Source organism: Lysinibacillus sp. NPDC048646 (genome assembly GCF_050272295.1).
Classification (GTDB): domain Bacteria; phylum Bacillota; class Bacilli; order Bacillales_A; family Planococcaceae; genus Lysinibacillus.
This window is the reverse complement of record NZ_JBNNLZ010000019.1, coordinates 22596-48514: the sequence shown is the minus strand read 5'-3', so window position 1 is coordinate 48514 and position 25919 is coordinate 22596. Positions and strand designations below refer to the sequence as shown.

General features: G+C 41.0%; 24 protein-coding genes and 1 pseudogene. 1 reads left to right on the top strand and 24 read right to left on the bottom strand.

Annotation, left to right across the window (positions count from 1 at the left end; genetic code table 11):
- Window positions 1–111: 111 nt before the first annotated feature.
- On the bottom strand, window positions 112–1608 hold the full coding sequence (locus ACQKII_RS17940) for a carboxypeptidase M32 (RefSeq protein ID WP_427461543.1): 1497 nt from the start codon (window positions 1606–1608) through the stop codon (window positions 112–114).
- Between the two features lie 114 nt (window positions 1609–1722).
- A complete protein-coding gene (locus tag ACQKII_RS17935) occupies window positions 1723–2088 on the bottom strand; it encodes a hypothetical protein (protein WP_427461541.1) in 366 nt (121 codons plus the stop codon).
- 163 nt (window positions 2089–2251) lie between these two features.
- On the opposite strand from ACQKII_RS17935, the gene ACQKII_RS17930 reads away from it, so the two are divergent.
- Window positions 2252–3022, top strand: coding sequence for an ANT(4')-I family aminoglycoside nucleotidyltransferase (locus tag ACQKII_RS17930; protein ID WP_427461539.1), 771 nt, complete (start codon window positions 2252–2254; stop codon window positions 3020–3022).
- A 172-nt stretch (window positions 3023–3194) separates the two neighbouring features.
- Here ACQKII_RS17930 and ACQKII_RS17925 read toward each other — a convergent pair whose 3' ends face one another.
- The 22 genes and pseudogenes from ACQKII_RS17925 to ACQKII_RS17820 all read right to left on the bottom strand — a co-directional run bounded on the left by ACQKII_RS17925 (window position 3195) and on the right by ACQKII_RS17820 (window position 25670).
- A complete protein-coding gene (locus ACQKII_RS17925) occupies window positions 3195–4322 on the bottom strand; it encodes an NAD(P)/FAD-dependent oxidoreductase (protein WP_427461537.1) in 1128 nt (375 codons plus the stop codon).
- 148 nt (window positions 4323–4470) lie between these two features.
- On the bottom strand, window positions 4471–5493 hold the full coding sequence (locus ACQKII_RS17920; RefSeq protein WP_427461535.1) for a serine hydrolase domain-containing protein: 1023 nt from the start codon (window positions 5491–5493) through the stop codon (window positions 4471–4473).
- Between the two features lie 43 nt (window positions 5494–5536).
- Window positions 5537–6371 (bottom strand): annotated as a pseudogene (locus ACQKII_RS17915) (MerR family transcriptional regulator).
- 512 nt (window positions 6372–6883) lie between these two features.
- Entirely contained in the window at window positions 6884–7828 is a 945-nt protein-coding gene (mdh, locus tag ACQKII_RS17910) for a malate dehydrogenase (protein WP_427461533.1), read from the bottom strand.
- The gene (locus ACQKII_RS17905) at window positions 7825–8181 is read right to left on the bottom strand and encodes a BMC domain-containing protein (protein WP_427461531.1); all 357 of its coding nucleotides are present in this window, start codon (window positions 8179–8181) and stop codon (window positions 7825–7827) included. Before ACQKII_RS17905 ends, mdh begins: the two co-directional genes overlap by 4 nt.
- Window positions 8174–8458: a EutN/CcmL family microcompartment protein gene (locus ACQKII_RS17900; protein ID WP_054767543.1), complete on the bottom strand. Its 285-nt coding sequence runs from the start codon at window positions 8456–8458 to the stop codon at window positions 8174–8176. Before ACQKII_RS17900 ends, ACQKII_RS17905 begins: the two co-directional genes overlap by 8 nt.
- Window positions 8459–8490: 32 nt before the next feature.
- Window positions 8491–9357, bottom strand: coding sequence for a phosphate propanoyltransferase (locus ACQKII_RS17895; protein ID WP_427461529.1), 867 nt, complete (start codon window positions 9355–9357; stop codon window positions 8491–8493).
- A gap of 12 nt (window positions 9358–9369) precedes the next feature.
- Complete coding sequence (pduL, locus tag ACQKII_RS17890; protein ID WP_427461527.1) at window positions 9370–9960, bottom strand: phosphate propanoyltransferase; 591 nt, start codon at window positions 9958–9960, stop codon at window positions 9370–9372.
- A 39-nt stretch (window positions 9961–9999) separates the two neighbouring features.
- On the bottom strand, window positions 10000–10278 hold the full coding sequence (locus ACQKII_RS17885; RefSeq protein ID WP_427461525.1) for a BMC domain-containing protein: 279 nt from the start codon (window positions 10276–10278) through the stop codon (window positions 10000–10002).
- 20 nt (window positions 10279–10298) lie between these two features.
- A complete protein-coding gene (locus ACQKII_RS17880) occupies window positions 10299–11789 on the bottom strand; it encodes an aldehyde dehydrogenase family protein (RefSeq protein ID WP_427461523.1) in 1491 nt (496 codons plus the stop codon).
- A gap of 15 nt (window positions 11790–11804) precedes the next feature.
- Window positions 11805–12455, bottom strand: coding sequence for an ethanolamine utilization microcompartment protein EutL (gene eutL, locus ACQKII_RS17875; protein ID WP_427461521.1), 651 nt, complete (start codon window positions 12453–12455; stop codon window positions 11805–11807).
- A 12-nt stretch (window positions 12456–12467) separates the two neighbouring features.
- On the bottom strand, window positions 12468–13487 hold the full coding sequence (gene eutC, locus ACQKII_RS17870; RefSeq protein ID WP_427461519.1) for an ethanolamine ammonia-lyase subunit EutC: 1020 nt from the start codon (window positions 13485–13487) through the stop codon (window positions 12468–12470).
- Window positions 13488–13496: 9 nt separating this feature from the next.
- A complete protein-coding gene (locus ACQKII_RS17865; RefSeq protein WP_427461517.1) occupies window positions 13497–14867 on the bottom strand; it encodes an ethanolamine ammonia-lyase subunit EutB in 1371 nt (456 codons plus the stop codon).
- A 6-nt stretch (window positions 14868–14873) separates the two neighbouring features.
- Complete coding sequence (locus tag ACQKII_RS17860; protein ID WP_427461515.1) at window positions 14874–16298, bottom strand: ethanolamine ammonia-lyase reactivating factor EutA; 1425 nt, start codon at window positions 16296–16298, stop codon at window positions 14874–14876.
- 23 nt (window positions 16299–16321) lie between these two features.
- Window positions 16322–16819, bottom strand: a complete 498-nt coding sequence (locus tag ACQKII_RS17855) for a EutP/PduV family microcompartment system protein (protein WP_427461514.1) — start codon at window positions 16817–16819, stop codon at window positions 16322–16324.
- Window positions 16820–16829: 10 nt separating this feature from the next.
- On the bottom strand, window positions 16830–17171 hold the full coding sequence (gene eutS / locus ACQKII_RS17850; RefSeq protein ID WP_010858940.1) for an ethanolamine utilization microcompartment protein EutS: 342 nt from the start codon (window positions 17169–17171) through the stop codon (window positions 16830–16832).
- Window positions 17172–17201: 30 nt separating this feature from the next.
- Window positions 17202–18449, bottom strand: a complete 1248-nt coding sequence (eutH, locus tag ACQKII_RS17845) for an ethanolamine utilization protein EutH (protein WP_427461512.1) — start codon at window positions 18447–18449, stop codon at window positions 17202–17204.
- Window positions 18450–18527: 78 nt separating this feature from the next.
- Entirely contained in the window at window positions 18528–19106 is a 579-nt protein-coding gene (locus tag ACQKII_RS17840) for an ANTAR domain-containing response regulator (protein ID WP_427461510.1), read from the bottom strand.
- Complete coding sequence (locus ACQKII_RS17835) at window positions 19099–20454, bottom strand: histidine kinase N-terminal domain-containing protein (protein ID WP_427461508.1); 1356 nt, start codon at window positions 20452–20454, stop codon at window positions 19099–19101. Before ACQKII_RS17835 ends, ACQKII_RS17840 begins: the two co-directional genes overlap by 8 nt.
- Window positions 20455–20789: 335 nt before the next feature.
- Complete coding sequence (locus ACQKII_RS17830) at window positions 20790–22697, bottom strand: ATP-dependent DNA helicase (RefSeq protein WP_427461506.1); 1908 nt, start codon at window positions 22695–22697, stop codon at window positions 20790–20792.
- An 87-nt stretch (window positions 22698–22784) separates the two neighbouring features.
- On the bottom strand, window positions 22785–23921 hold the full coding sequence (locus tag ACQKII_RS17825) for a THUMP domain-containing class I SAM-dependent RNA methyltransferase (RefSeq protein ID WP_427461504.1): 1137 nt from the start codon (window positions 23919–23921) through the stop codon (window positions 22785–22787).
- Between the two features lie 3 nt (window positions 23922–23924).
- A complete protein-coding gene (locus ACQKII_RS17820; protein WP_427461502.1) occupies window positions 23925–25670 on the bottom strand; it encodes an EAL domain-containing protein in 1746 nt (581 codons plus the stop codon).
- Window positions 25671–25919: the final 249 nt, after the last annotated feature.

The window sequence follows — 25919 nt, the reverse complement described above, 5'->3', positions numbered from 1 at the left end:
CGCCCCCGGAAAGCGTCCGCCGTAGCGGACATCAACGCTTACAGCAAAAAAGTGTTAGATCGACAGCAGTCAATCTAACACTTTTTCTCTTTTGTCAAGCCTCTTTTTCTTTTATAGCTGATACAGTTTCGTATACTTGTCTTGTAAATAGTTTGCAAGATAGTTGCCATTCAAGCCTTCCCCTGTCGCCGCTTGCAGTAGCTCGAAAGGCTTTTTCAGTGCGCCATATTGATGCACTTTATCCGTTAGCCATTCACGAATTGGTAGGAGCTCGCCTTTTGCTAGTAGGTCATCAAAGTTTGGCATATCCTTGTCCATTGCATGCTTCCACTGTGCTGCATAAATCAGACCTAAAGCATATGATGGGAAATAACCAAACATGCCACCTGACCAGTGCATATCTTGTAGGACCCCTTGTGCATCTGTCTCAGGTCGAATACCTAAGTATTCCTCGTATTTATCATTCCACACTTGCGGTAAATCTTTCGCTTGTAAGTCGCCATTGAACAAGTCACGCTCAATCTCATAACGAATCATTATATGCAGAGAATACGTTAACTCGTCCGCTTCAATACGTATAAATGATGGTTCCACCATATTAATGGCGCGCAGGAAATCCGCTAATGCTACATCGCCAAATTGTGTCGGAGAATACTTTTGCAGGCGCTCATAATTATGCGCCCAAAAATTTTCGTTTCGGCCGACAAAGTTTTCATAAAACAATGATTGGGATTCGTGTATACCCATTGATGTACCTTGCGCTAATGGTAAACCGTCTAGCTTTTCATCAATATTTTGTTCATACATGGCATGCCCACACTCATGAATTGTACCAAATATCGCCGAACGGAAATCCGCTTCATCATATTTCGTTGTAATACGGTTATCCCCAAGATTTAAACCAATCATAAATGGATGGACACTTTCGTCTAAGCGGCCAGCCTCAAAGTCATAGCCAAGTTGCGCTAAAATTTCGAGCGACAGTGCGCGCTGTTCCTCACGAGGGAAATGTTTAAATAATGCACTTGTATCTGGTTTGTTTGGTGATGCAGAAATCTTTTGTACAAGGGATACAATCGTTTCACGTAACGCCCCAAAAACACGATCTAAAATTTCTGTCGTCATCTCGGGCTCATATTGATCGAGTAATGTATTGTACGAAGAGCCGTTTTTTATGCCCCAATAACCAATAAATTTCTTTTGCCAAGTAATGATTTTTTCTAGATATGGTAGAAATAGCGCAAAATTATTTTGTGCTTTCGCCTCTTCCCATATCGCTTCCGCTTTTGATTGCAAAATAACGAATTCCTTGTACTCATGCGCTGGAATTTTTTTATTATTGTCGTAGTTTTTACGCACTTCCTCGACTAAACGAAGTGTGACATGATCGAGCTCTTCCTTTTGTGCTTCCAGTACTGAAAGAAGCTCCCCTAATTCTTCACTCGTTTGCATGTCAAATAGTGAGGCTGATAGCGTTCCAATCACTTCTGAACGTTGTGTTAGTCCCTTCTTAGGTGCCCCTGTGCGCATATCCCAATAAATCACACCTAGTGCTTCTTCATAGTGTTTCATTTTCTTCACATAGTCTGTAAATCGTTGAACGGCCATGCCATCATCCTCCTTTTCTCGCTACTAGTTTATCATATTTTCGAAAATTTTGGATATTATGGACTTTTTAAGTATTTAGCCGCCGTTACTGAGCTTCGGGGACCCATCCGAGCGTTAGTGAAGCCTACCTGAGCGTTTCTTCCTCTGACCCGAGCGTTGCTGAGGCTTACCTGAGCGTTTCTTCCCCTGACCCGAGCGTTGGTGGGGTCTACCTGAGCGTTTCTTCCCCTGACCCGAGCGTTGGTGGGGTCTACCTGAGCGTTTCTTCCTCTGACCCGAGCGTTGCTGAGGCTTACCTGAGCGTTTCTTCCCCTGACCCGAGCGATGGTGGGGTCTACCTGAGCGCTTCTTCCTCTGACCCGAGCGTTGCTGAGGCTTACCCGAGCGCTTCTTCCTCTGACCCGAGCGATGGTGGGGTCTACCTGAGTGATCCTTCAACCTACTCGAATGCTTGGATTTTTTTACAAAAAAAATTGCCATGTAGTAATGCTTTTGCTAAATTAAATAATAGTTAGGCGCCCTACTACAATGATATGAGGAGGGTTTTCATGCATCCTAAAACAGTCCCTCGTTAATCCCGAGGTCCTCCATTCATGTGTTTGTGAAAATTTACCTCAAAATTAACTAAGGGAGATGTACGCAAATGAACATGAATGGACCTGTAAAAATTTCTCGAAGTGAAAGACTTCAAACCGTCCAAGAAATTGCTGTAAGATTACAAGAGGTATACAAAGAAAGTATCCTGGCCATTGGCGTCTATGGATCTGTTTCTCGAGGTACAGATGGCCCATTTTCAGACATTGAGATGTTTTGTGTACTTGATGAATCAAGAGAAGATGTAGAATTTAGTTATGAATGGTCAGCGGGACCTTGGAAAGCTGAAGTGAATGTACTTAGTACAGACGTACTTTTGAAAACAGCAGCTACCGTGGAAGATGATTGGCCTTTGACACATGGTCCTTTCTTTTCCCCGCTTAGTTTGTATGATCCTAAGGGCTTTTTTCCAACGCTAAAAAAAGCGGCAGAAACACCAACAAAGGAAGATTTCACGCAGGCAATTAACGGAATTATTGTAGGTGAAATGTATGAATTTATTGGAAAACTGAGGAATGTAAGTTTAAACGGCCCTCATACTTATCTACCCTACTTGGCAATGCAGTTTGCCCAATATGGTGCCATGTTGATTGGCTTACACAATCAAAGGTTTTATTCGACGGGTGCCATGGTTTTGCCTGAATCCTTGAAGCTGCCGAATCGACCGGCAGGATTCGATAATGTAGCCAAATTGGTGATGTCTGGAGAGTTGTCAGAACCGTCAAAAATCGTTTTCGTCTGCGAAAATTTCTGGGATGGCCTTACAGCTTGGGCAGCTGAACATCATTACGTGATTCATTCAGAACGAATTCCTTTTTGATTCATGAAATAAAATGAGACCTCTTCTAGATGGGACTCAGATTTTTGAGAAAGCCCTGCTATTAAGCGGGCTTTCTTTGCTTTTTATTTCCTGTTTATCCTTGAAACTCAAAAAGCTATCAGTCTGTATATAATTTCATTTCAACCTCTCTTTTCAATTAAATTTTAAAAGTTCAACTTTCATCCATAGCTTTTCGAATATCATAATCATTTAGATTGATATCCGGAGCTATTCCTAGTGCCATCTTTGCTAGCTGGCTTCCAATATAGGGGCCCATCGTCAATCCGGACGCACCAAGTCCGTTCGCCGTTATTAGACCATCCCAGCTAGGAACAGCCCCTATCACCGGTAGAAAACCAGGTGTAAAAGGACGAAAACCAACTCTTACCTCCTGAAAAATGCTATTTGCTAAATCAGGTGCCAAATATAACCCTTTATTCAGAATTTCTTGTATTCCTCCTGCTGTGACTCTTGTATCGTAGCCTTCTATTTCATTTTCGTGAGTCGCTCCTATAACAATCTTCTGTTTATCAAAAGAAAGCAGATATTGATCAGATGGTGGCATGACTACAGGCCAAGTGGCTGTGTCTTGTCTATCAGGAACTTGTAGATGCATGATTTGTGCTTTTTGAAAGCTAACTTTAAAGTGAATGCCTAAAGGTTTCAGCAGTTGATTGGCCCATGCACCTGCACAAACAACCACCATGTCAGACGAGTAGCTTGTATCACCGACAATTACGCCTGTAATTCGGTTCGACTGATATTGAAGTCTTGCATCCCCGTTTATCAGGACGGCCCCGTTCCTTTGTGCTGATCGGATCAATGCATCGCGCAGCGCACGACCATCTACTCGGGCAGCACCGCTAATATGAACAGAATGATAATCTTCTGTTAACAAAGGAAAACGCTCATGGGTTTCTTTTTCATTAAGCTGGGTAATTTCACCGATTTCCGGTGCATCCACTTTTCGTAGTTGTGCCCGCTCCCCCATCTTTTTTATTTTCTCCAAATCATCATGAATACTAATTGCACCAACTTGAGCATAGCCTGTTTCTGCTTCGCCCTCGCTTTTTAGCTCTTTAATCAACCCCGGGTAAAAACGCGCGCCGGCCTTAGCCAGCTGGTACCAAGCCTGATTGCGTCGCTGTGATAGCCAAGGGCAAATAATGCCAGCAGCGGCATCCGTAGCCTGTCCTTTATCTTTACGATCTACAATTAGAACATCCGCACCCATCTTGGCTAACTGGTATGCTGTCGATGCCCCAAGAATTCCTGATCCAATAACGATGACTTTCTTCATGTTTACATCCCTTTCCTAAATCACTGTATCCATTATAACGAACACCGCTTCATATAAGAAAATGTTAGTTTTAGTTTGGAGGACTTTTTAAACAGGCATATTTTACTTTTTTCTACTCTCATCTTTGCCAAACATGGCGAACATATATTTACTCTAGTATTGCTGGCATAATCTGTTCCTTAATGAGCGTCCATCTATCGCGGGGATTCATGATGAATGTTGATGCAATTACTATCACTAAATCTTTTTCTGGCATGCAACAAATGACATTGCCGCCATCGCCTAACGCTAAATAAGCAGAAACACCGTCCTCTTCTTTTAACCACCATAGATAGCCGTAGTTATTGGGATTCATCGCAGTTGATTCGCTGATCCATGCTGTCGGAATAATTTGCTGATTATCCCACTGACCGCCGTTCAAATAGAGCAAGCCAAAGCGGGCCATATCACGGGCCGTTAGTGTTAGTCCCCATCCACCAGTGGAATTGCCCTTTGAATCTTCCACCCAACCTTTCACATTTTGCCCAAATAAATCTTCAAAGCCAAATGATTTCATGTCATAATCAGGGATTGTTCTCATGCCAATAGGACTGAATAAATGCTCGTTGGCAAACGCTCTGGCATTTTTGCCTGTACTACGAGTAAGGATGGCTGAAAGCAGATGCGCGCCTGAATTGGAATATTTAAACTCACCAATTTCGCCCTGTTCGCCCAACATGTCTAGGGTGTATTTTACCCAGTCTGCTTGTTGACACAATTTGTCTAATGGCTCATGCCAATCCTCAAATGGATAGGGAGCAGTCATCGTCAGAAGATGGCGTATGGTGATTTCTTGTTTCTGTTTGTCAGTAGCATCGGGAATATATTCGGGGAAAAAATCTAGCACCTTGTGATTTGCCCCACTGATATAGCCTGCATGGATGGCAATACCAATGAGCGCCGACACGAAACTTTTCGTTACAGAAGCCACATGGTACGTGTCATCCGGACCATGTCCATGAAAGTATCTTTCATAAGCAATACAGCCGTTTCTCACCACAATGATACCATTGATATTGCTATACTCAGATTTTATTCTCGCATCAAGTGTTGAAAGCTTTTCAGCGTCCATTTTCACATTTGCAGGGTCTACGGTTTGCCAAATTGTAGTTGGCCAGTAATTTTTTTGCATGATACAGTCCTCCTAAAAGTCATTTTTATTTTTGATAGATTCTTTATCTTGTTGCTGTTTTCTTTACAGGAAAGTACACCTCGGTAATCATATCCTCAGGAGTAGCGGCTTCACTGGGGTCGGTAATATATACTTCATATGGTGATTTCACCAACTCATAGCCTTCATTTTCTATCCATGCCATTAAGTTTGCGTATACCGATGTCAATTCTGGATAGGCCCCCTTGAAAATGGACTTCGCACAAAGGCATCCCGGCAAGTCTCTTGTTCCTTTGACAGCCTCTTTTACTGGAATAGCAAACTCTGTATCATTGCCAGTAGGATTGAACTCCACGTTGTGGTAAAAAGTCATTGGCATACCTAGCATGGTAAGGTTTTCGATGGCAATCTTTTCATAAAGCCTGCTGAAATATTTTCCATAGCCCAAATCAAAGTCATCACTACTCAAGATTTGACGCATGTAAAGGATCGTCATTAGCTGCGTTTCCACAAGCTGTACGTCAAACTTGTCAAGGTAAGACATTATAGGAATGCCCTTCTCTAAATTTTCAATATCCGTGCTCATTTTTTTGAGGGTGTATGCTAACGTATTTAGTTCTCTCTCCATTTCTCTTTTTTTGCGATTAAAGGCAGCGTAAATCTTCTCTTCTGCTAGATCAGCTTCCAATTCCACAAGGGCTTTAATTTCTTCCAGAGAAAAATGATAGGATTTCAAACGATTGATAAAGAGCATTTTTTTTGAGTTACTTGATGGAATAATATCGATATCCGTTTTCAGCATTAATGTCATCAGGCGTAATTAAACCAATTTCAGCATAATAGCGCAGCGTCTTAGTTGATACGCCGCATATCTTTGAGAATTCTCCAATCGATAGCAAGAAGCCACCTCCATGTCCCTATTTTTATAAAATCCTTGTTCCCTTCATTTATACACCTTTCCCTAAGGGCAAAGTCAACTTCAAAAATTTTGTTTAATGTAGGCTTGTATATAATTCCTAGATGCTGTATCCACCATACTATTAAGCGGCATTACATGATGGATTTGTGCAGTAACGACAGGCGAAACCTCGTACGAAACGTAAGCAAGAGAGGCTAGCGTTCGCCAACGCAAACGATATATAGTTTTTACTGACCTCTACGGGGATTCGAAGTTTTTGCGTAAATGCAAAAAGCAGTTCCCTTCAACGTTTTCACGCTAGAAGAGAACTGCTGATCTATATTAATTTTTTTGGGGTTTTCAAGCAAGATATTAAAATGGCTTTCAAGCGTAATTTCTATGGGTTTCGCAATCAAAATTACAGCAAAATCTTATATCAGGCTATATATTTGGGGATAAATATATAGCCAAGTGGCTGAGCAAGCGTGCTATTTATAGTGCCTTGCTCTGCGATTATATATTTTGGCAAATTTTCAATACTTGTTGGACCGCCTCTGCTGAATGATGCAAGGCTGCTTTTTCTTCAGTTGTAAGCTGTAATTCGATGACCGATTCGATGCCATTGCCACCTAGAATTGTCGGTACGCCTAAAAATAATTGGTGATAGCCGTACTCGCCTTCTAACAGGGCTATGGAAGGAATAATTTTCCGTTGGTCTTTCATGATGATTTCCACCATTTGGGCACAGGCCGCAGCTGGTGCATAGTAGGCACTTCCGTTGCCTAACAATCCAACAATTTCGCCGCCACCTTTTCGTGTGCGTTCCACTATTTGCTGTAGTCTTTCTTGAGGAATCAGTTTTTCTAATGGAATGCCACCTGCATAAGAATAGCGAATCAGCGGAACCATTTCATCTCCGTGTCCGCCTAATACGAAACCTGAGACATCCTCCGGTGCAATGTGTAACTCTTGTGCGACAAATGTGTTAAATCGTGCCGTATCCAATACACCGGATTGACCGATGATACGATTTTTCGCAAAACCAGTCTCCTTATAGCAAACATAAGTCATGGCATCTACAGGGTTGCTTAGTACGAGCACAATACTCTGTGGCGCATATCTTTTTATTTGAGCGGATACTTGTTTGATGATTTTCGCGTTCGTTGTCACTAAATCATCTCGACTCATGCCTGGTTTACGGGGAATGCCCGCTGTGATCACAACAATCTTGGCACCCGCTATATCCTCATAATTACTTGTTCCTGTGATCGAGACATTAAACTTTTCAATCGGTCCTGTTTGTAGTAAATCAAGTGCCTTTCCCTTAGTAGGATTTTCTACCTCAGGGATGTCCAATAGCACAACGTCGCCTAACTCTTTTTGTGCTAAAAATAAGCTTAACGTTGCTCCTGTATGACCAGCACCAATCACCGCAATTTTACTTTTTTGAAAAGTCATACCGACTCACCTCGACCTTCATCAGCCGCTGTTTCCGTTGTTTTTTTTGCACGTGCTGGTAACGGTTTTTTCTTTGGGCTCTGTGGTCCATTAATCATCTGAAAGACATCATCATCTGGTCTAGGGATGACATGTGCGCCTAGTAATTCACCGACACGCATGGCTGCCGCCTTACCAGCATCTACAGCTGCCTGTACAGAGCCAACATCTCCTTTAACAACGATTGTCACTATGCCACCATCAACAAATTCCTGTTTCACAATGGTCACATCGGAAGACTTTATCATGGCATCGGCTGCTTCTAACGAGCCGATTAATCCCTTTGTTTCAATCATTCCAATTGCGCTACTCATTTACCTCACCTCGCATAACTTCCGTAGAATCAATAATGCCGATAACGACTGCATCAATGGGCAATGGATTCTCTTTCATAATGTAACGTGATGACCCACCACTTGTTATGAGTACATCATCTCCAACACCAGCCCCTATACGGTCTGCTGCTACAATTTCAGTGCGAATCGGCTGTTGATTGGAATCGATAGGTTGAATGATTAATAATTTTAAGCCATTCAATCCTTCTTCCTTCCTCGTTGCCCATACACTGCCTATGACTCTTCCCATCTGCATGAACTCACCCTCTTTAGGCTAGACTTTTTGCTTTACCCTGTGCTAATCGTTATCGTTTTGTTTAACTCCCGTATCTTGTCATAGGCTAATGCTGTGACGATTGTCTTCTTGGAGACAATAATTTCTTGCGCTTCAATTGCAAGAACTTCTCCTTGCGAAAGTAACTTCTTGTCAAAATGATAGATGGATTTTTCCTCAGCTTGCTTAACGACTGGCTGTACTGCTAGAGGTGTCAAGCTTGCTGTAGATGGTGCGTTGACGATTTCAGCCTTGGCACCTTGTTGAATTAAACCGGCATTTGCTTCATCCGTATCAATATGCATTTCCAAGCGATAGCGCTCCGAAACACGAATGATGACATGCGATAAAATGATGGGTCTTATCCCCTCTACCTTGACCTGCACAGCCTGGCCATCCGTAACTTGAAATCGAGTACTATCCACAGGTGACATATGAATATGGGCCTGTGCAATGATGAGTCCCTCTGCTAGTAACACGCTGCCTTTAGGTCCAATCAGTGTAATGGGACTTGAACCTTTAATATCTCCTGAAGTTCGCAAAGGTGGCTTAACGCCTATTTTCATGGCGTCTGTCCAACTAATCTCTACTTGTGATAATGCACGAGCCGGGCCTAAAATACGCACTCTTTCAATAGAGCCCTTTGGACCTGCAATCACGACTGTTTCCTCTGCGGCAAATTGACCGGGCTGTGAAAGTTCAAATTTAGGTGTCAGTTGATAGTTTTCACCAAATAGTAGTTCCACCTCTGCTTGTGCTAGATGTACATGACGTGCTGACACGCCAATAGGGATTTTGCCATCATGTTGAAGGGAAGGTTGACTTTTTAACACTTGTTGCAACACTTCTTCAACTATTTTTTGCACTAAATTTTCTTGCATCAGACCTCCTCCTTACGTCCATGATTTCATAATTTTGCCTTGCGCATGCTGCTCAATAAAACCAGCATTTGCTTCATCCGTATCAATATGCATCTCTAAACTGAATTCCTCTGACACACGAACAACGACACCACGAAAAGTAACAGGGCGTTCACTAGCCACTTCAACAGCTACCAATTCATTATTTTCGACGTTTAATGCCAAAGCATCTTCTGGCGTCATATGAATATGAGCTTGTGCAATAATGACTCCTTGCATTAACGTAACTTCCTTATCTGCAAAATTGATGTGAATGCTAGCAGAGTTTTCAATATCACCAGATTGTCGTAAAGGGGCTGACAATCCTAATTTCACAGCATCTGTTCGACTTACTTCTACCTGTGTTGCTGCTCTTACTGGTCCTAATACACGTACGTTATGAAGAACACCTTTTGGCCCCACAATGGATACTCGTTCTTTTGCTGCAAATTGGCCTGGTTGCGAAAGATCAAAATCCCATGTTAACGTTGCCTCGGGACCAAAAAGTGCCTGTAAATCTTCTTCACTGACATGTATATGACGAGCTGAAACGGCCACAGGGAATGTCTTTACCTCTGTTATCAAGCTAGTCACCTCTATATCTATTAAACTTCTAACTATTTGTTACACTTCTGATTTTGGCAAGATTAACTCTATTTCGTTGTGTGGACGTGGAATTACATGAACGGATAATAATTCTCCTACCCGACCAGCTGCTGCTGCACCTGCATCAGTCGCTGCTTTCACTGCCCCAACATCACCACGTACTAATACTGTGACAATACCGCCACCAACATGTACCTTCCCTACTAAGTTCACGCTTGCAGCCTTTACCATTGCATCTGCCGCTTCAATTGCTCCTACTAATCCTTTTGTTTCTACCATTCCTAAAGCTGTACTCATTTGTCATTCCTCCAAGTAAATTATTTTTTTTGTAAGACAATTTGTTTTAATACTTCATCCACGATTTGCTGAACCACTGCGGTATCCAAAGATGGTTCTTGTGACAAGCTATTTTCTACTACTGCCGTTTTTTCGAATTCTGGTTTCGGTACTTCTACATCTTTAATGCCATATGCCATGCGCTTAATATTCATTAAATGTCTCGCTGTAATGTTATCGGACGTAATATTGCCTCCGAATGTCCCACAGCCTAATGTGAAGGATGGGGCAAGGCCAGTAGTCCCTCCAACAGCACCGATGGATGATAACGTATTGACGACAATTCGTGAAACAGGCAAATCAATGGCAAACTGCTCAGCTAAGGCTTCGTTTTCCGTATGAATGGCGCAAGAATGTCCACGTCCACCAATATTCAGTAAATCAATCATCACCTGTTTAGCCTCAGTACTTCCCTCTACCGTGTACAATGCAAATATTGGTGAGAGTTTTTCAAGTGAGAATGGAATATTTTTGCCAATCATCGTTTCCAGACCGACAAGTACTTTTGTCTCCTCTGGTACGATGATACCAACCGAATCTGCCAAACAAGCCGCCGATTTCCCGACGATTTGTGGGTTCACTTTCCCAGGAATTGGAGAAATCAACTTCTCCATTTTTAACTTCTCTTCATCACTCAAAATATAAGCATGGTTTTTCTTTAGCTCCATCATTACTTGTTGTGCAATACTGCTATCTACAATAATGGCCTGTTCTGTTGCACAAATCGTGCCATTATCAAATGACTTACTTTGAACAAGCTGACGCACGGCTTTTGGAATATTGGCAGATTTCTCGATGTAGGCTGGCACATTGCCTGGGCCTACGCCATATGCTGGCTTGCCCGAGCTATAGGCTGCTTTCACCAACGCACCGCCACCTGTCGCTAATATTAAATGAATGTTGGGATGCTTTAACAATTGCTGCGTTGCCTCCATGGAAGACATCGTTAAGCATTGCAGTAATCCTTCTGGAGCACCTGCCTTTTCAGCAGCTACTCTACAGACATCTAAAGCTTCCTTCGTACAATCAACGGCGTATGGGTGTGGGCTTAGCACAAGTCCATTTCTTGTTTTCAACGAAATCATCGTTTTAAAGATGGCTGTTGACGTCGGATTTGTCGTTGGAACAATGCCTGCAATAACCCCAAATGGACTAGCAATTTCCGTTACTTTTTTTAGGCGATCGACACCAATAACGCCCACCGTCTTTAAATCTTTTATATCTTCATAAACATCTCTAGAAGCAACTTCATTTTTCATTTTTTTATGATTAGGGATGCCCATTCCTGTTTCTTGAACAGCCATTTTCGCTAATCGATCTGCCTCTTTAAAGGCTGCGTCCGCAACCGCCTTGACAATACTATCTACTTGTTGCTGTGAAAATTGCATATAGGCTGCCTGTGCACGATTGGCACGAGTCACAGCGTCTCTCATTTCTTGAATAGCTAATAAATCTTTATCTAATGTGGCCATTACGCCACCTCCTTTCTAAATCACAGGGTTTCTCGCCAAGTTGTCAATCGCTTCCCTAAAAGCATCTGCTGCGGCTTGGCACGACGATTGACTACCACTTAATAAGCCGCCACCAAAATTGGTTTCAGAAGGTGGGCCGAAGAATACCTTAAGCTCTACATCTGCAGCCTTTAATGCTGCATCTAAGCCAACAACGGCTTCGAGTGGTGGTGCAATTAAATAAGCAATAGCTGTTCCAACTCTGACTTTTGCCTGTTCAGCTAGATACGTTCCGCAGCTCGCTACGGTATGAGCAAACAGGGCATGGTTGTCATTGTGGAGAATCGCTTCAAAATACGTATCAAACTGTATTTTTTGCTGAATTGCCTCTAAACCACTGCGTATTTCATCTGGCGAGCTTCCTGCAATAATGCCAATTACTTCGCCAGATAGCGGGCCCGATGCATGCGCGGCACCTGCATAAAAACTTTTTGCATAGACCACATCGACATCTGCTTTTTTCGTTGCTTCATCAAATGCTACATAGCCAACATCATCAATTGTCAGCGTTACGATGCCAACGCTAGTGTGATTTGCTTTTAAAGCTAATTGCTGTGCTAACTCGCTGTTTACTCTCGGGATTATTTGCATGGCTAATATGTCGGCCATTATTTTTTGAGGATTCATGTCGCAGTCCTCCTAACTTTCTTTTGCCACAAGGCCAACACCACTTGCCTTGTACTGCAATATTTTTTCAACAACCGTTCCTAAATAAGCACCTGCTTCTAATGGCGGAATACCACCTTTATGGATGTTCGATACAACCATACGATCTGCTTCCACTGTGCCAAATCTCGGTTGGTAACATATATAGGCACTCATCGACTCAGCCGAGACAAGACCAGGACGCTCGCCAATTAAATAAACGACAACTTCTGCTTGTAAAAGCTCCCCAATTTCATCCATTAGTGCCACGCGCCCTTTATCAATATAAAACGTAGTCCCTATGTCAATATTTAAATTACGTAAGCTTTGCTGTAGGGCTAAATAAACATCTTGGACGTTTGCTTCGATTGCACTGGCACTTAAGCCATTCGACATGATAATCTGGACTTGTGGATTTTTTCGGCATTTTTCTTGAATCAGTGCCTTTGATTCATCCGATAAACGGCGACCTAAATCGGGTCTTGTAATGTATTCCTCTTTGTCTGTTACGCGCGTTGTCACTTGGAAGACATTTAACTGATTCAATAGATCCTCCGTCACTTCTCCATACACCGCATCCACTGCCGCTGCATGATCGAGTCGAAACTTTAGCCATGTTTTCGTCTTCGGTCGGGTCCCTGCTCTTCCGACTCCAATTCTTGCCGGTGTATGTTTTCTTGCCGCCTGTACACTTTCAGAGATATTATCCTCTTCAAATTGAAATGTGGTGATAGCGGCCGTTCTGTCAGTCGGCTCATCATAGCTTGGCACATACGACGGTTGTTGCCTATGCGATGCATTGTTATAAAGTTTAATCAATGAATCGTTAGGTGCTTCTGGTGTGATTAGCGTTTCATCAGGGCGCCGAGTGTCTGCCGTCTCATAAAATTTAATCAGTGTTTCTTTTGGTTTTTCTATTGGAGTAGCTGTTTCTTTAGGAGAATCAGCTGCCGATTCCCCCTCCATCTTTTCCATGACGAGTTGTGTAATCATTGATACTAACTGTTCATTCAAGTTAATCACCTACCTTTCAAACAAAGATAAATCGCCCGCCCTCGCTGAAAGACGACCATTTTCATAGACACCCATTTTTTCTAGCCAGGCTAAATATGCAGGGGTTGGCTTTTTGCCAAACGTTTGCAGCAATGTGGCTACATCGTGGAAGCTCATCGACTGGTAGTTCAGCATGACATCGTCTCCCATTGCTGCGGCAATGATAAAGTTCACACCAGCCGCTGTCAGTAAAACGCTTAAATCCTCAATATCATTTTGGTCTGCTTTTATATGATTCGTATAACAAATATCGACCCCCATTGGAATGCCATGCATTTTGCCCATAAAATGGTCTTCAAGACCAGCACGAATGACTTGCTTATTGTTGTATAAATACTCAGGGCCGATAAAGCCAACAACCGTGTTGACGATAAACGGGTTAAAATGACGGGCAAATCCATAATTGCGGGATTCTAACGTGACTTGGTCAATGCCCATATGAGCCTCTGCAGAAAGTTCAGAACCTTGCCCCGTTTCAAAGTAAAATAAATTTGGCCCTGTTCCCGTTCCTTGCTTTTTCACAAGTTCCTCTGCTTCTCTTATCATGTCAGCGGAAATACCGAACGAGCGATTGGCTATTTCGGTCCCAGCAATACTTTGAAAAATCATATCTGCTGGTGCCCCCTGCTTAATGGCCTTCATCTGTGTTGTAATATGTGCCAATACACAGTTCTGGGTAGGAATCGACCAGTCATTGATAAACTCTTTTGTTGCGTGCAATACTTTTTTAACACTTTCTACTGAATCATCTACGGGGTTAATACCGATGACGGCATCGCCAATACCATAGGACAAGCCTTCTTTTAATGAGGCAATGATGCCGTCAATATTGTCTGTCGGATGGTTCGGCTGTAATCTGGAGGCAATTGTACCCTTTTGCCCGATAGTACTATTACAGGTCGATAAAATTTCTACTTTATTGGCTGCATGAACAAGGTCTAAATTAGACATGAGCTTCGTCACAGCTGCAATAATTTCCGAATTCATGCCCTTACTTAAACGCTTTAACTCCCGATCCCCTGTATCATTCGACAAGATGTATTCTCGAAGTTGCTCGATGCTCCAGTTTTTAATTTCTCCATATATTTGCTCATTGACGTCTTGTTCAATGATGCGCGTTACCTCATCATTTTCTGGAGGGATTAATGGATTTTCTCTAATGTCTTTTACTAATAACTCACTTATTACGGCCTTCGCTGCAATACGCTGTTGTACAGATTCAGCAGCTATCCCAGCTAGCTGGTCACCTGATTTTTCTTCATTGGCCTTGGCCATGACATCTTTTAATGACTCAAAATTATATTTTTCTCCACCAAACATCATCGATAGTTTCACATTCATCCTCCTTTACTTTGAGTGGAAAGCAAGTGTTTTTACAACAACGGGGACAACACCAGATGGTAGTACCTCCCCTATGTCAATATAATCACCTGTTTCTACTTTGATTTGATCGATGCAAATAATTGGTACAGTTCGATGAAGAGCTTGTATTGTTTGCCCTATGACCTTTGCATAATCTGATTGCATAACTATAATAATTGGCATTTCTTTGGAACTTCTTGACGCTAATTGCTGTAAGATGACCTCACACAATTGATGGACATCTTGGAAATTCAAATAAGGTAATTGACTAAAATATAAGGCAAAGGGTGCACGGTTCTCTTGGATTGAAAAAAGTGTGTCTGCTCTTTCTACGGCTGTTTTCACCACTTGGTCGAATTTTTTTAATGGGGTATCCATATGGCAAGTAATAACGGGCACATTTTTTAATGGCAAAACATCGGCATTCACTTGAATCGTTGCACCACTAATTTCAGTTGTTTGTGTACCTGCCCCGGTCACCGTTGCCCGTGATGTTTCCTCCGGTCTTAACCATAAAAATGATTGCAGCTGCTCATGTTGTAACAGCATTTTCGCTAGTTTTTCACCAATATCATCATACTGGCGTTGTGTACAATCATTTTCATAGATACAAGCAGCGACCCCTCCGGAAAACATAATGGCATCTATCGGTTTATCCCAACTGGGCAAATGCCCCAACAATATTGGATGCTGTTCATCCTTTAATTGCCCACTTAACGTCATTGCTAAAGTTTCCACCATCGCATCAATACACTGAGTAACACGAACATCCCCTGCAACATCACCAACGCTTAATGGATTTGACCATTTTTCCATTAGTCTGTTAAGCGGCGATGAAATCGACTGGACAATACCATGATGAAATTCAATGAGTCGTCCACCGATATGTAGTGTGCATGTGCCAATCACTTCGCCAAATTGCATGACGGCAATATTTGCCGTACCTCCACCAATATCAATATTGGCGATGACTTTGGCAGAATTCTTTGACTGCTGTACAGTACCCGCACCTTTTGCTGCAAGTATCCCTTCTAAATCAGGGCCAGCCGTAGCAACCAAAAAATGTCCCGCAGTATCTGCTATAGCATGAACAACCTCACTGGCATTTTGCTTTGTTGCGGATTCACCTGTGATGATAATAGCTCCGGTTGAAATATCTGCTGGTGCAATATCCGCTAATTTATATTGCTGAAAAATAAACTGTTCAATTTTTCCCATATCAATTACATCTTTATTGATAAAGGGTGTTTTAATAATGGGACTTTGATGTAAAATTGTTTTTTCAATAATTTCTATCCGTGGCACTTGCGTCAGCCCAGCAACATTTTTTAACAACAAACGACTGACAACCATCTTGGTTGTACTCGTGCCAATATCAATGCCTGCACTATAAATTTTCTCTGTCTTCAACTCACTCCACCACCTTCCATCCACTACTGGCTATACATGAGATAAGGACTGTCACAATTTTTCACAAATTGTCGAATTTCTTCGTCCGAATTGAGCTGAATCAGTGGTGCAATAAACTCAATACCTTGCTTTTGCCATGCAGAAGTTTTCACGATAGGCCCATGGGTCATGACCTTTTTTAATAATGTGATTGCTCGTTCTACATCTGCAAGGGGGTCATCAATTTTTGTAAGAACACCGATTTGTATTTTCGGAATGCCTAAGCTAAATTGCGGTGGGAAAACACACCTTGATGATGTAGCATCTTGTAAATAAATCACATGTGTCACTTCGAGTGATGTCGCCATTATATTTCTGTAATACATTGGATTTTCTATATATTCTCCTGGTGTATCGACAATCCAGTCCTCATAAACAAGTGCCTGTGTTTTATGGGCCAGTCCATCCTTCCCCAATAATGCATGCATGAGTGTGGATTTCCCTGCCTGAACTCCGCCTATGATCATTACTCGATTTTTCATATGGCACATCCTAAGACTTTGTTATTTTTGCTGGCGTATAACCTAAGCTTTCCGATAAAAAGCGATTTATCTCTAACATCGCCATTTCCACTTCCGACACACTTCCCACAATAACGAGACTGCCAGTAAAACGATCTAAAAATCCTAATCGTACATTCGCGGCCTTTGTCGCTAAATCACCTGCGATAATGACGGTTTCACTCGGTGTACAAGTCATAATACCTAGCGCCCCCGCTTCTTGAATGCCCAGCTTTTGAAACATATCGGGATCAGGATTGGCTATGAGATGACTCAATGTTAGTTGTTTCCCTGGCACAAACTCCTGAATAAAACGTTTCTTTTCTTCACTCACACATCATCACCCTTTCATCATTTGTTCTTCTTATTCGGATTTTCGATCTGGTAAATATTCGTCTGCTTTAATAATGCCAGCTTGTCGATCCTCTTGTTCTAGCCTTAGGGCTGTTGGAACCGATAGTTTATAAGCAAGATAAATGGCTATGATGCCCGCTAATAGTTTTCCTGTAATAACCGGCAAAATAATCGTTGGCTGGAAATTGGCCGTGAACGATAAATGATCCCCTAGCAGGAATGCCGCACAGACACCAAATGCGATATTAATCACCTTATCTTTCGGAGGCATGTCCCGAATAAGTGTGAACATCGCTAAAATATTGGCAATCGTCGCTAAAATACCCGCACTTCCTACTGAAGATAAACCTAATTTTTTACCAGCCGCTTCAAGCGGAACCGAAGCATATTTTCGAATTAAGTACACCATCGGGAACGCACCCGCTAACATAATTCCGATATACCCTGCTGTTTCTAATGCACGGAATTGATCGATTTCATCTGCCATGATAGGGTCAAAGCCCCACGCCCCGAAAATCTTGGTGAAAATGCCTGTGAAAATTTCCACAATGGAGAACACTAACACTAATTTAATGGCCGCATCCATCACACGCCCAAATAACATAAAGCCTGCAATCATGCCATTTGGAATAAGTTTTAAACCAAGTGCGATTAATACAACAAAGATAAACAATGGCAATAAATTAATTAATATTTGTAACACAGAAATGGCAAAAACATAGGTTGGCGCCTCGGTTGTACTAATCACTTCACGAACTTCTGTATTAAAGAGCACAATCATAACCGAAGAAATAAATGCACCAATCGGAATCGTTAATACACCAGCCATAATGCCTAGTGCCATATATTTATGATCACGCTTGTCCAACATAGCGAGCCCCATTGGAATCGAGAACACAATTGTTGCACCTGACATAAAGCCGACAACTAAGGCCATTACCCAACCTTCATAAGACTCTTTTAAAGCATTGGCTAACTGATACCCCCCCATATCAGAAGCTAAAATTGTTGTTGCTGCAATGGCAGGGTCCGCACCAATCCATTCAAAAATTGGGCTTATAAAATGACTAATAAACCACGTTAAGTAAGGTATTGCAGCCATAATCCCTGCTGCTGGCACAAAAATATGACCAACCGTATGGATTCCATTCATAAACTCTTTACCGATTCCATACTCTGCATCCCGAATTGCTCCGATTGCACCTAAAACGGCACAAATCATAATAATATAAACAATTACCGTTCCTATCATTGCCATCCTACTAACCACCCCTCTTGTTTTTTATCTATATAAAAAAGACGCATTAAAGAAAAAATCTCTTTAAGCGTCTTTGCTTTAACTATTTACTTGTAGGGTATTTATAATCCTCTCGGCAATGCGTACCATTTCTTGTTGAGTTTGCATACTCTCATTACGAATTTTCTTGTAGGCCTCGTCCTCACTGAGATCTTCTGCCTGCATCAACAAGCCCTTTGCCCGTTCAATTATTTTTCGTTTCTCTATTTCGGTTTGAATATGCAGTAATTCTCCGTTTAAACGTTTGAATTTCTCAATTTGGTGAAAAGCAACCTCCAACGCTGGAAGTACATTCTTTTCCGAAAATGGTTTCATGACATAGCCAAGGATATTGTCTTGTTTCATGTAGAGTAATAATTCTTTTTCACTGTAGGCTGATATAAAAAGCACCGGTATACCGAGTTGCTGTTCAATGATTTTACTAGCCTTTAATCCATCCAGCTTCGGCATTTTAATGTCCATTAAGATTAAATGTGGCTTATAGGTAAAGGCCAACTCTATCGCGGTCTCTCCATTATTTGCCTGAGCCACCACCTCATAGCCATTATCTTCTAGCATAAATTTCAAATCAATCGCAATAAGTGATTCATCTTCGACAATCATTACTTTCCTAGTCATTTACGATAAATACCTCCTCACTTACAGGAAACTGAATTTGAGTATGTGTACCTCTTTCACTAGGGATAATTGTAAATGTGCCTGCTAAATCATATTCAACGAGCCTTGTGATAATCTCCATTCCAAACGATGCCTTCACTTCATGCATTCCAACGCCGTTGTCAGAAATATGAAGTGAAATCGTTGATTCGTTGTGAAAAAATTGAATGTCGATCATCCCTTCTTCACGACCAATAAACGCATATTTTAATGCATTCTGTAGTAACTCACACATGATGAGCGCAAGCGACACTGCTTTTTTAGAATGGCAAAATAATTGAATATTTTCGTGATGAAAGGCCAATTGAATGGATGGTGTACCCGCCGTTCCAACCATTTTATGCCCAATCTTTTTAGATAATGCGATAACGTCAACTTTTTCTTCGGCATTATCCTCGTTCTCTAAAATAAGTTCATAGACAGATGAAATGCTATAGATTCGATTTAATGCCTCTTGAAACGCCGTGACATTCGAAGCTGACAATTCGTTGCGCATTTGCAAACGCAATAAGCTCGTTACTGTTTGTAGATTATTTTTCACACGATGGTGAATTTCCCGAATAGCAAATGTTTTCATCGTCAGTTCATTTTCTTTCAGCTTAAGCTCTGTAAGGTCTTGAATGATCAGTAGTGTTACTTTGTCATTTTGATTGCGGATCGGAATTTTTTTTACGATAAAAGATTTACGGTCAAAGGTAATTTCTAAAAAAAATACATCATCACCTTCAGCATAGACCTCTTGTAAAAAAGGTAAGATCTTATCTAACGCAATCTGGTCAAAGGATTCTAATCCTGATAGCTCGGATATAAAACGATAGCCTGCAGGATTCGTATAGATCACTTTGTTGTCATGATTTGTTAGAATAATCGATTCCACTAGCAAATCAGAAACAACTGGAATAGGCTGTAGATTTGGTTCTACAATATGCTCAATTAATGCAAATGGCATATTTTGCAAATCATCTTTTGGTTTTGATAGCGCTTCCACTTGTCTTTCTTGAATTAACACAGCAATTACTTGCTGTTGCTCATTAAAGATAGGAATCACATTTTGTTCAACTGTTAACCCTTCCTGCGTAATTGCTCGTGGAATAGACGATGATTTTTCTCTATTTTTAAAAGCAGAAAAAACAGCTGGCTCAAAACTTTCAAAAACAAATTTACCAATAACGGTTTTTTCATATAAACCATGTTGTTTCTTGGGGTAGGCCTCTGCCACAACAATTGCATGTGGTAAATTTTCCATCATGCAATCTATGAACATATAACAATCTGTCAATTCAGCATAGTACGCTAGCGTCGTTTCCATCTCTATTAACTTCTCTATATCAGTTGCCGATAAGTTTGTATATTTTCGACACAATGATTGAATGTTCGACAGGTTTAAAACCCCCTATCACAAAAATAATCAAGACTTAATTTGATTATTGTAAATTTTCTTGTCATCATTATAAACCTTTTGCAAAATTATTTTCAATAAAAATATTATTTCTTTTACTAAAATAGATGCATTACTAAGGACTATAAAGCTTAAAAGAGAAATATTCAACACTTTTTTAAGCAGTCCGTATATTTTTGAAATATTTTATTATTCTAATATAAAAAAAGTGATTCTGCGAAATTCACAAAATCACTTTTTTCATGTTATTTTATTTCTGGTGTTACAGCTAAAATATTTTCAAATGTTTCACGTTGTTTTGCTTCTTCTTCATTCAGCAAAATATGAATATCTCCGTGGTCATTGGAAGTTCGTATTAAACGCCCCATTCCTTGCTGTAATCGCAGTTGCATGAATGGTAATTCGACCTCTTCAAAGGCATTTTCTGCAAAGGTACGCTTGGCATCAAATAATGGATCGTGTGGTGGGAATGGCAAGTCATAAATAATGACGCGTGTTAGTGCTTCTTCCGGCAAGTCTAACCCTTCCCATAAATGATAGGAACATAATGTTTTGACCGTACCTTCTTGGAAATCGCGGACAATTGCAGATAACTCACGATCCCCTTCAAAAGCTACATACATACGCTCCATAATCGGTAATTGTGCTTTAAAATCTAACATTGCCTGCTTAGATTTAAAGAGAATTAACGTCTTTTCACCATCTTTTAAGAGCTGTTGCACGCGTGCTGTTTTCTCTTTCTGAGATAGTTCATGCAGGTAAATTTTCATCACTTCTTCATAATCAAAAGGCGAAGGAACTGAGAATGATTGGTAATTACGAATTCCTAAACTATAGGCAATGTACGAGAAATCTTTATTCACCGATAATGTTGCAGAAGAAAATACGATTGGTAACTTTTTCGAGAATAGCTTTTCTTCTAAAACTTCGGTAATAAGTCGTGGCATAATAACCAGTGTTTCTTCTCCGTCTGTTTCCTCTAGCCAATCAACCGCGTCCCCTTGCGCAGTGAAAATGCGTAGTGACGCTTCGTATTGCTCTAAATACTCTTCTGCCATATTTAACTCATACTCTGGAATCATATACATTTCTGATTCAAAGACTAATTCTTCTAGTAATACTTCTACATCGGCAATCAGCTGCTTGCCGTATGTTAACAGCGTCGCAGATTTATTGATACGTTTACGCTCTTCTTCCGATGCCACGATATCGTCACGTAGCTGGTCGAAAAATAGTTCATGGTCGTCTTGTAATTTCTCCATGGCATATAATGTACGCTCACGCACACCATCAACCATTAAACGTTCCAATAGCTGGACAATTGTCGTCGCCTGCACCTTATATGTCATTGCTTTTTGGGCAGCATACTCCAATAAATGTCCTTCATCCAGCACCATCATGGATACTTCAGGCAGTAATGCTAGCTGTCCTTCACGTTCACGTGATTCCTTTGTAGCCAAGTGCTCCATTAGGAAATCTTGTGAGCAAATGATGAGATCCGTTGATTTACGGTAATGAGCACGGTGAAGCGTTTGACCACAACGATTTCGTAGATCACAGACCGAGCATTGCATAATGGAATTATAATTTACCTTTTGCCAATCCTCGTCACTGACTGTTGAATAATCACTGCGATCCCCATATGGCTGCACAGCAATCATGGAGCCTTGTGCGTACACACCATCTGGAATGGAAAACGCGATATCGTCAATCCACTCGTCCGTTTCCACCTTTTCTGCTTCTTCAAAACGTTTTAAACACAAATATTGGTCACGTGATTTTGCTAAGCGCACATCGATTTCTAACCCTAGTGTTTTTTGTAATTTATATATATCGCCGCCCTCTTTTACAAGCTGGTCGATTAATGTTTCATCAGCACAGGCAATCAGTGCCGGTTTACCTGTATAACGTGCATAGGATACAGCTGGCAACAAATAAGCGATTGTTTTGCCTGTTCCTACTCCTGCTTCTGCAAATAGCACATTTTTCTCTTTTAAGGCCTGCTCGATTTGATAAGCCATGAAAATTTGTTCATCACGGCATTCAAAGCCCTTCTCCGGTAGTTCATCGTAAAGGACGTCTCCCATCCAGTCACCTAGTGACTCGAAAAATGAGCGATCCTTCGTTAATACAAATGGTAAAGATTTACGCAATTGACGTTCCCCCTCTTACAATCTGCTCCTATTATACGCGACGAAACGGAAGATAAGAAAAAATCTCATCTTCCGTTACTTACATAGTCACTCTTTTTTTGACTTTTGTCCCCAGAATTGATAATAATTCGTTTCGATAAAGCCATTGAATAATTTACGTTTCTTCGTCGTTTGACGACCATATAATTCTTCAAAGTTTTTCATTGAGGACAACATGTACACAGACCAAGTTGGGTAGTTTTTCATGACCTGACCTAAATCGCGAATTACCTGTTCCACAACTTCAACATCACCAATACGCTCTCCATATGGAGGATTACCTATCATGACACCATCTGTTAGCTGTGTCGTAAAATCACGTGCTTGCATTTGCTTGAACGTAATAATGTCGCCAAAGCCTGCTTCTAGTGTATTTTCTTGGGCAATGCTCACCATGCGATGGTCAATGTCTGATCCGATAATTTCAAGTGGTTGGTCATAATTCGCTAAGCTATCCGCCTCATCACGTGCCGCATCCCAAATTTTTGCCTTCATCCATGGCCATTCTTCTGAGATGAATTCACGGTTATAGCCTGGTGCAATATTTTGTCCGAACATGGCTGCTTCTAAGGTAATTGTCCCAGAGCCACAGAACGGATCGACAAAAGGACGATTAGGATTCCATTTTGAAATTTGTACAAGGGCAGCCGCTAACGTTTCTTTCAGCGGTGCTTCGCCCTGTACTTGACGGTAGCCACGTTTATGTAAGCCAGCGCCGGAAGTATCAAGTGTCAGTGTAGCCACATCTTTCAAAATTGAAACTTCAATTTTATAAGTCGCACCGGATTCATCTAAAAAGCCAAGACGTTTATAGTGCTGTTTCATGCGTTCAACAATTGCTTTTTTGGTAATGGCTTGACAATCTGGCACACTAAATAATTTTGATTTTACAGATTTCCCCGATACCGGAAAGGCCGCATCCACTGGTAAATACTTTTCCCAAGGTAGCGCTTTTACACTTTCAAACAATTGCTCGAAAGATGTTGCGGGAAATTGTCCTACAACGATTTTCACACGATCCGCTACGCGCAACCATAAGTTTGTTCGTGCAATAGCCGTCTCATCACCTTCAAAATAGACTTTGCCATTGTCAACAGTCGTTTCATATCCTAATGCCTGTACTTCTTGTGCCACAATTGACTCTAGGCCCATTGCTGAAGTTGCTACTAATTTATAATTTGCCATACATTATTTCCTTCCTTGATGTTCAATTTCCCAAAACTCAATAAATTCAAGTAACTCATGAAGTGGTAATGGTTTACAGTAATAATAGCCTTGAATAATATCACAGTTCATTTTACGTAGTATATCCACTTGTTGTGCTTGTTCTACACCTTCTGCCACAACTTTCATTTTTAAGCGATGTGACATTTGAATAATCGCATCCACGACTGCTTGTTTTTCATCGAGTGAGGATATGTGTTGAATAAAGCTACGATCAATTTTTAAACAATCGAGTGGGAATCGAACTAAATAACTTAATGATGAATAGCCTGTACCAAAATCGTCAATTGAGAGTTTAAAACCGAGCTGTTTTAGACGTACAAGCTTGCTGACCGTTTCAGTCGCACTGTTCATCACGGTACGTTCTGTAACCTCAATTTCAAAATTATTGGCTGGCGTGTTATAGCGTTCTAATATTGCTTGAACGGACTCTAAAAAGTTCCGCTGTTTGAAATGAATGCTCGATATATTAATCGAAATCGGAATTTTAATGCCAAATTGCTGCAATTTTATAACTGCCTCACAGGCCTTTTCGATAATGATTTCACTTAACGGAATGATTAAACCCGTTTCCTCTGCGTATGGAATAAATTCTGCAGGAGAGACAAATCCAAGACGCTCATTATTCCAACGCACCAGTGCTTCTAAGCCTTGAATTTGTTCATTTTCCATCTCAATTTTCGGTTGGAAATATAGCTCGAATGCACGTTCATCTATTGCTCTACGTAACTCTGAATCTAACAATAACACACGCTGTGAATCTGTTTGCAATTCATCAAAATAAAACGAATAGCCATTACGTCCATTCTTTTTTGAATACGTCATCGCTTTATCCGCGCAGCGTATAATCTGTTCGGTGGATTCGCCATCAACCGGGTACATGCTAATACCAATGCTCGTGGAGATAAAAATTTTTTGGCCATTGATGTCCATCGGCTGTTCAATCGTTTGAATAATTTGCTCTGCAAACTTTGCCGCTTCTCGCACATTTTTCACATTTGTTAAGGTAATGATGAACTCATCACCACCGTACCTTGCAATGATATCTTTATTTTTCAGCAATGTTTGCAGACGTGTTGCTACTTCTACTAGAATTGTATCGCCCACTGCATGTCCTAATGTATCATTAATTAGTTTGAATCTGTCCAGGTCAAGAAAGTAGACAGCATGCTGTACTGAATGAGAAATAGTAGAAGTCGATTCTAGCAGACTATCCATTCTCTCAATATAAGCAAATCGATTTGATACATCCGTTAATGAGTCCGTTAACAAACGTTTTTCCAGCTCATTTTCTACTATTTTTCTTTCAGACAAATCTGTGAAAATGCCACAGTAATTTGAAATCTCTCCCTCATCATTGGTGACGCCAACAATGGTTAACCATTCAGGATATACGTCCCCAGTTTTACGGCGATTCCATATTTCACCCTGCCAAATTCCTTCTTGTCGTATCTTTTCCCACATATTTAAATAAAAAGGCAGTTCATGTACACCGGACTGTAATACTGCCGGTGTTTTCCCAATTACTTCATCTCGCTTATAACCAGTAACGAATTCAAACGCGGGATTGACCATCTCTATTTTTTTATGTTTATCTGTAATCATGATGCCTTCAGATACATTTTCGAAGATTTTCGTAATTAAGGCAGTAGGATATTTGGAAATCGAATTTAGCTTATTCAGACTATTCCAATTGTTCACTCCGTTCATGTTTCCGCTCCATCCTATCTCTCTATACTACCCTCATTTTTATAAGAAAAGTGCACGTGCATCCACACACGCGTTGTCAAAAAGTCATGTCCAAGCAACAATTCATCCGCGTGAAAGCGGTACAAGAGCAGCAACGGCTTCAGAGATTTTTTTGTGCGACAACGAAGCATCAAAGGCATAGCCAATATCTTAATTAGCCTGTCCTTAAACGGGTGGTGGAAATACCTAAACAGTGATTATAAGTTTATA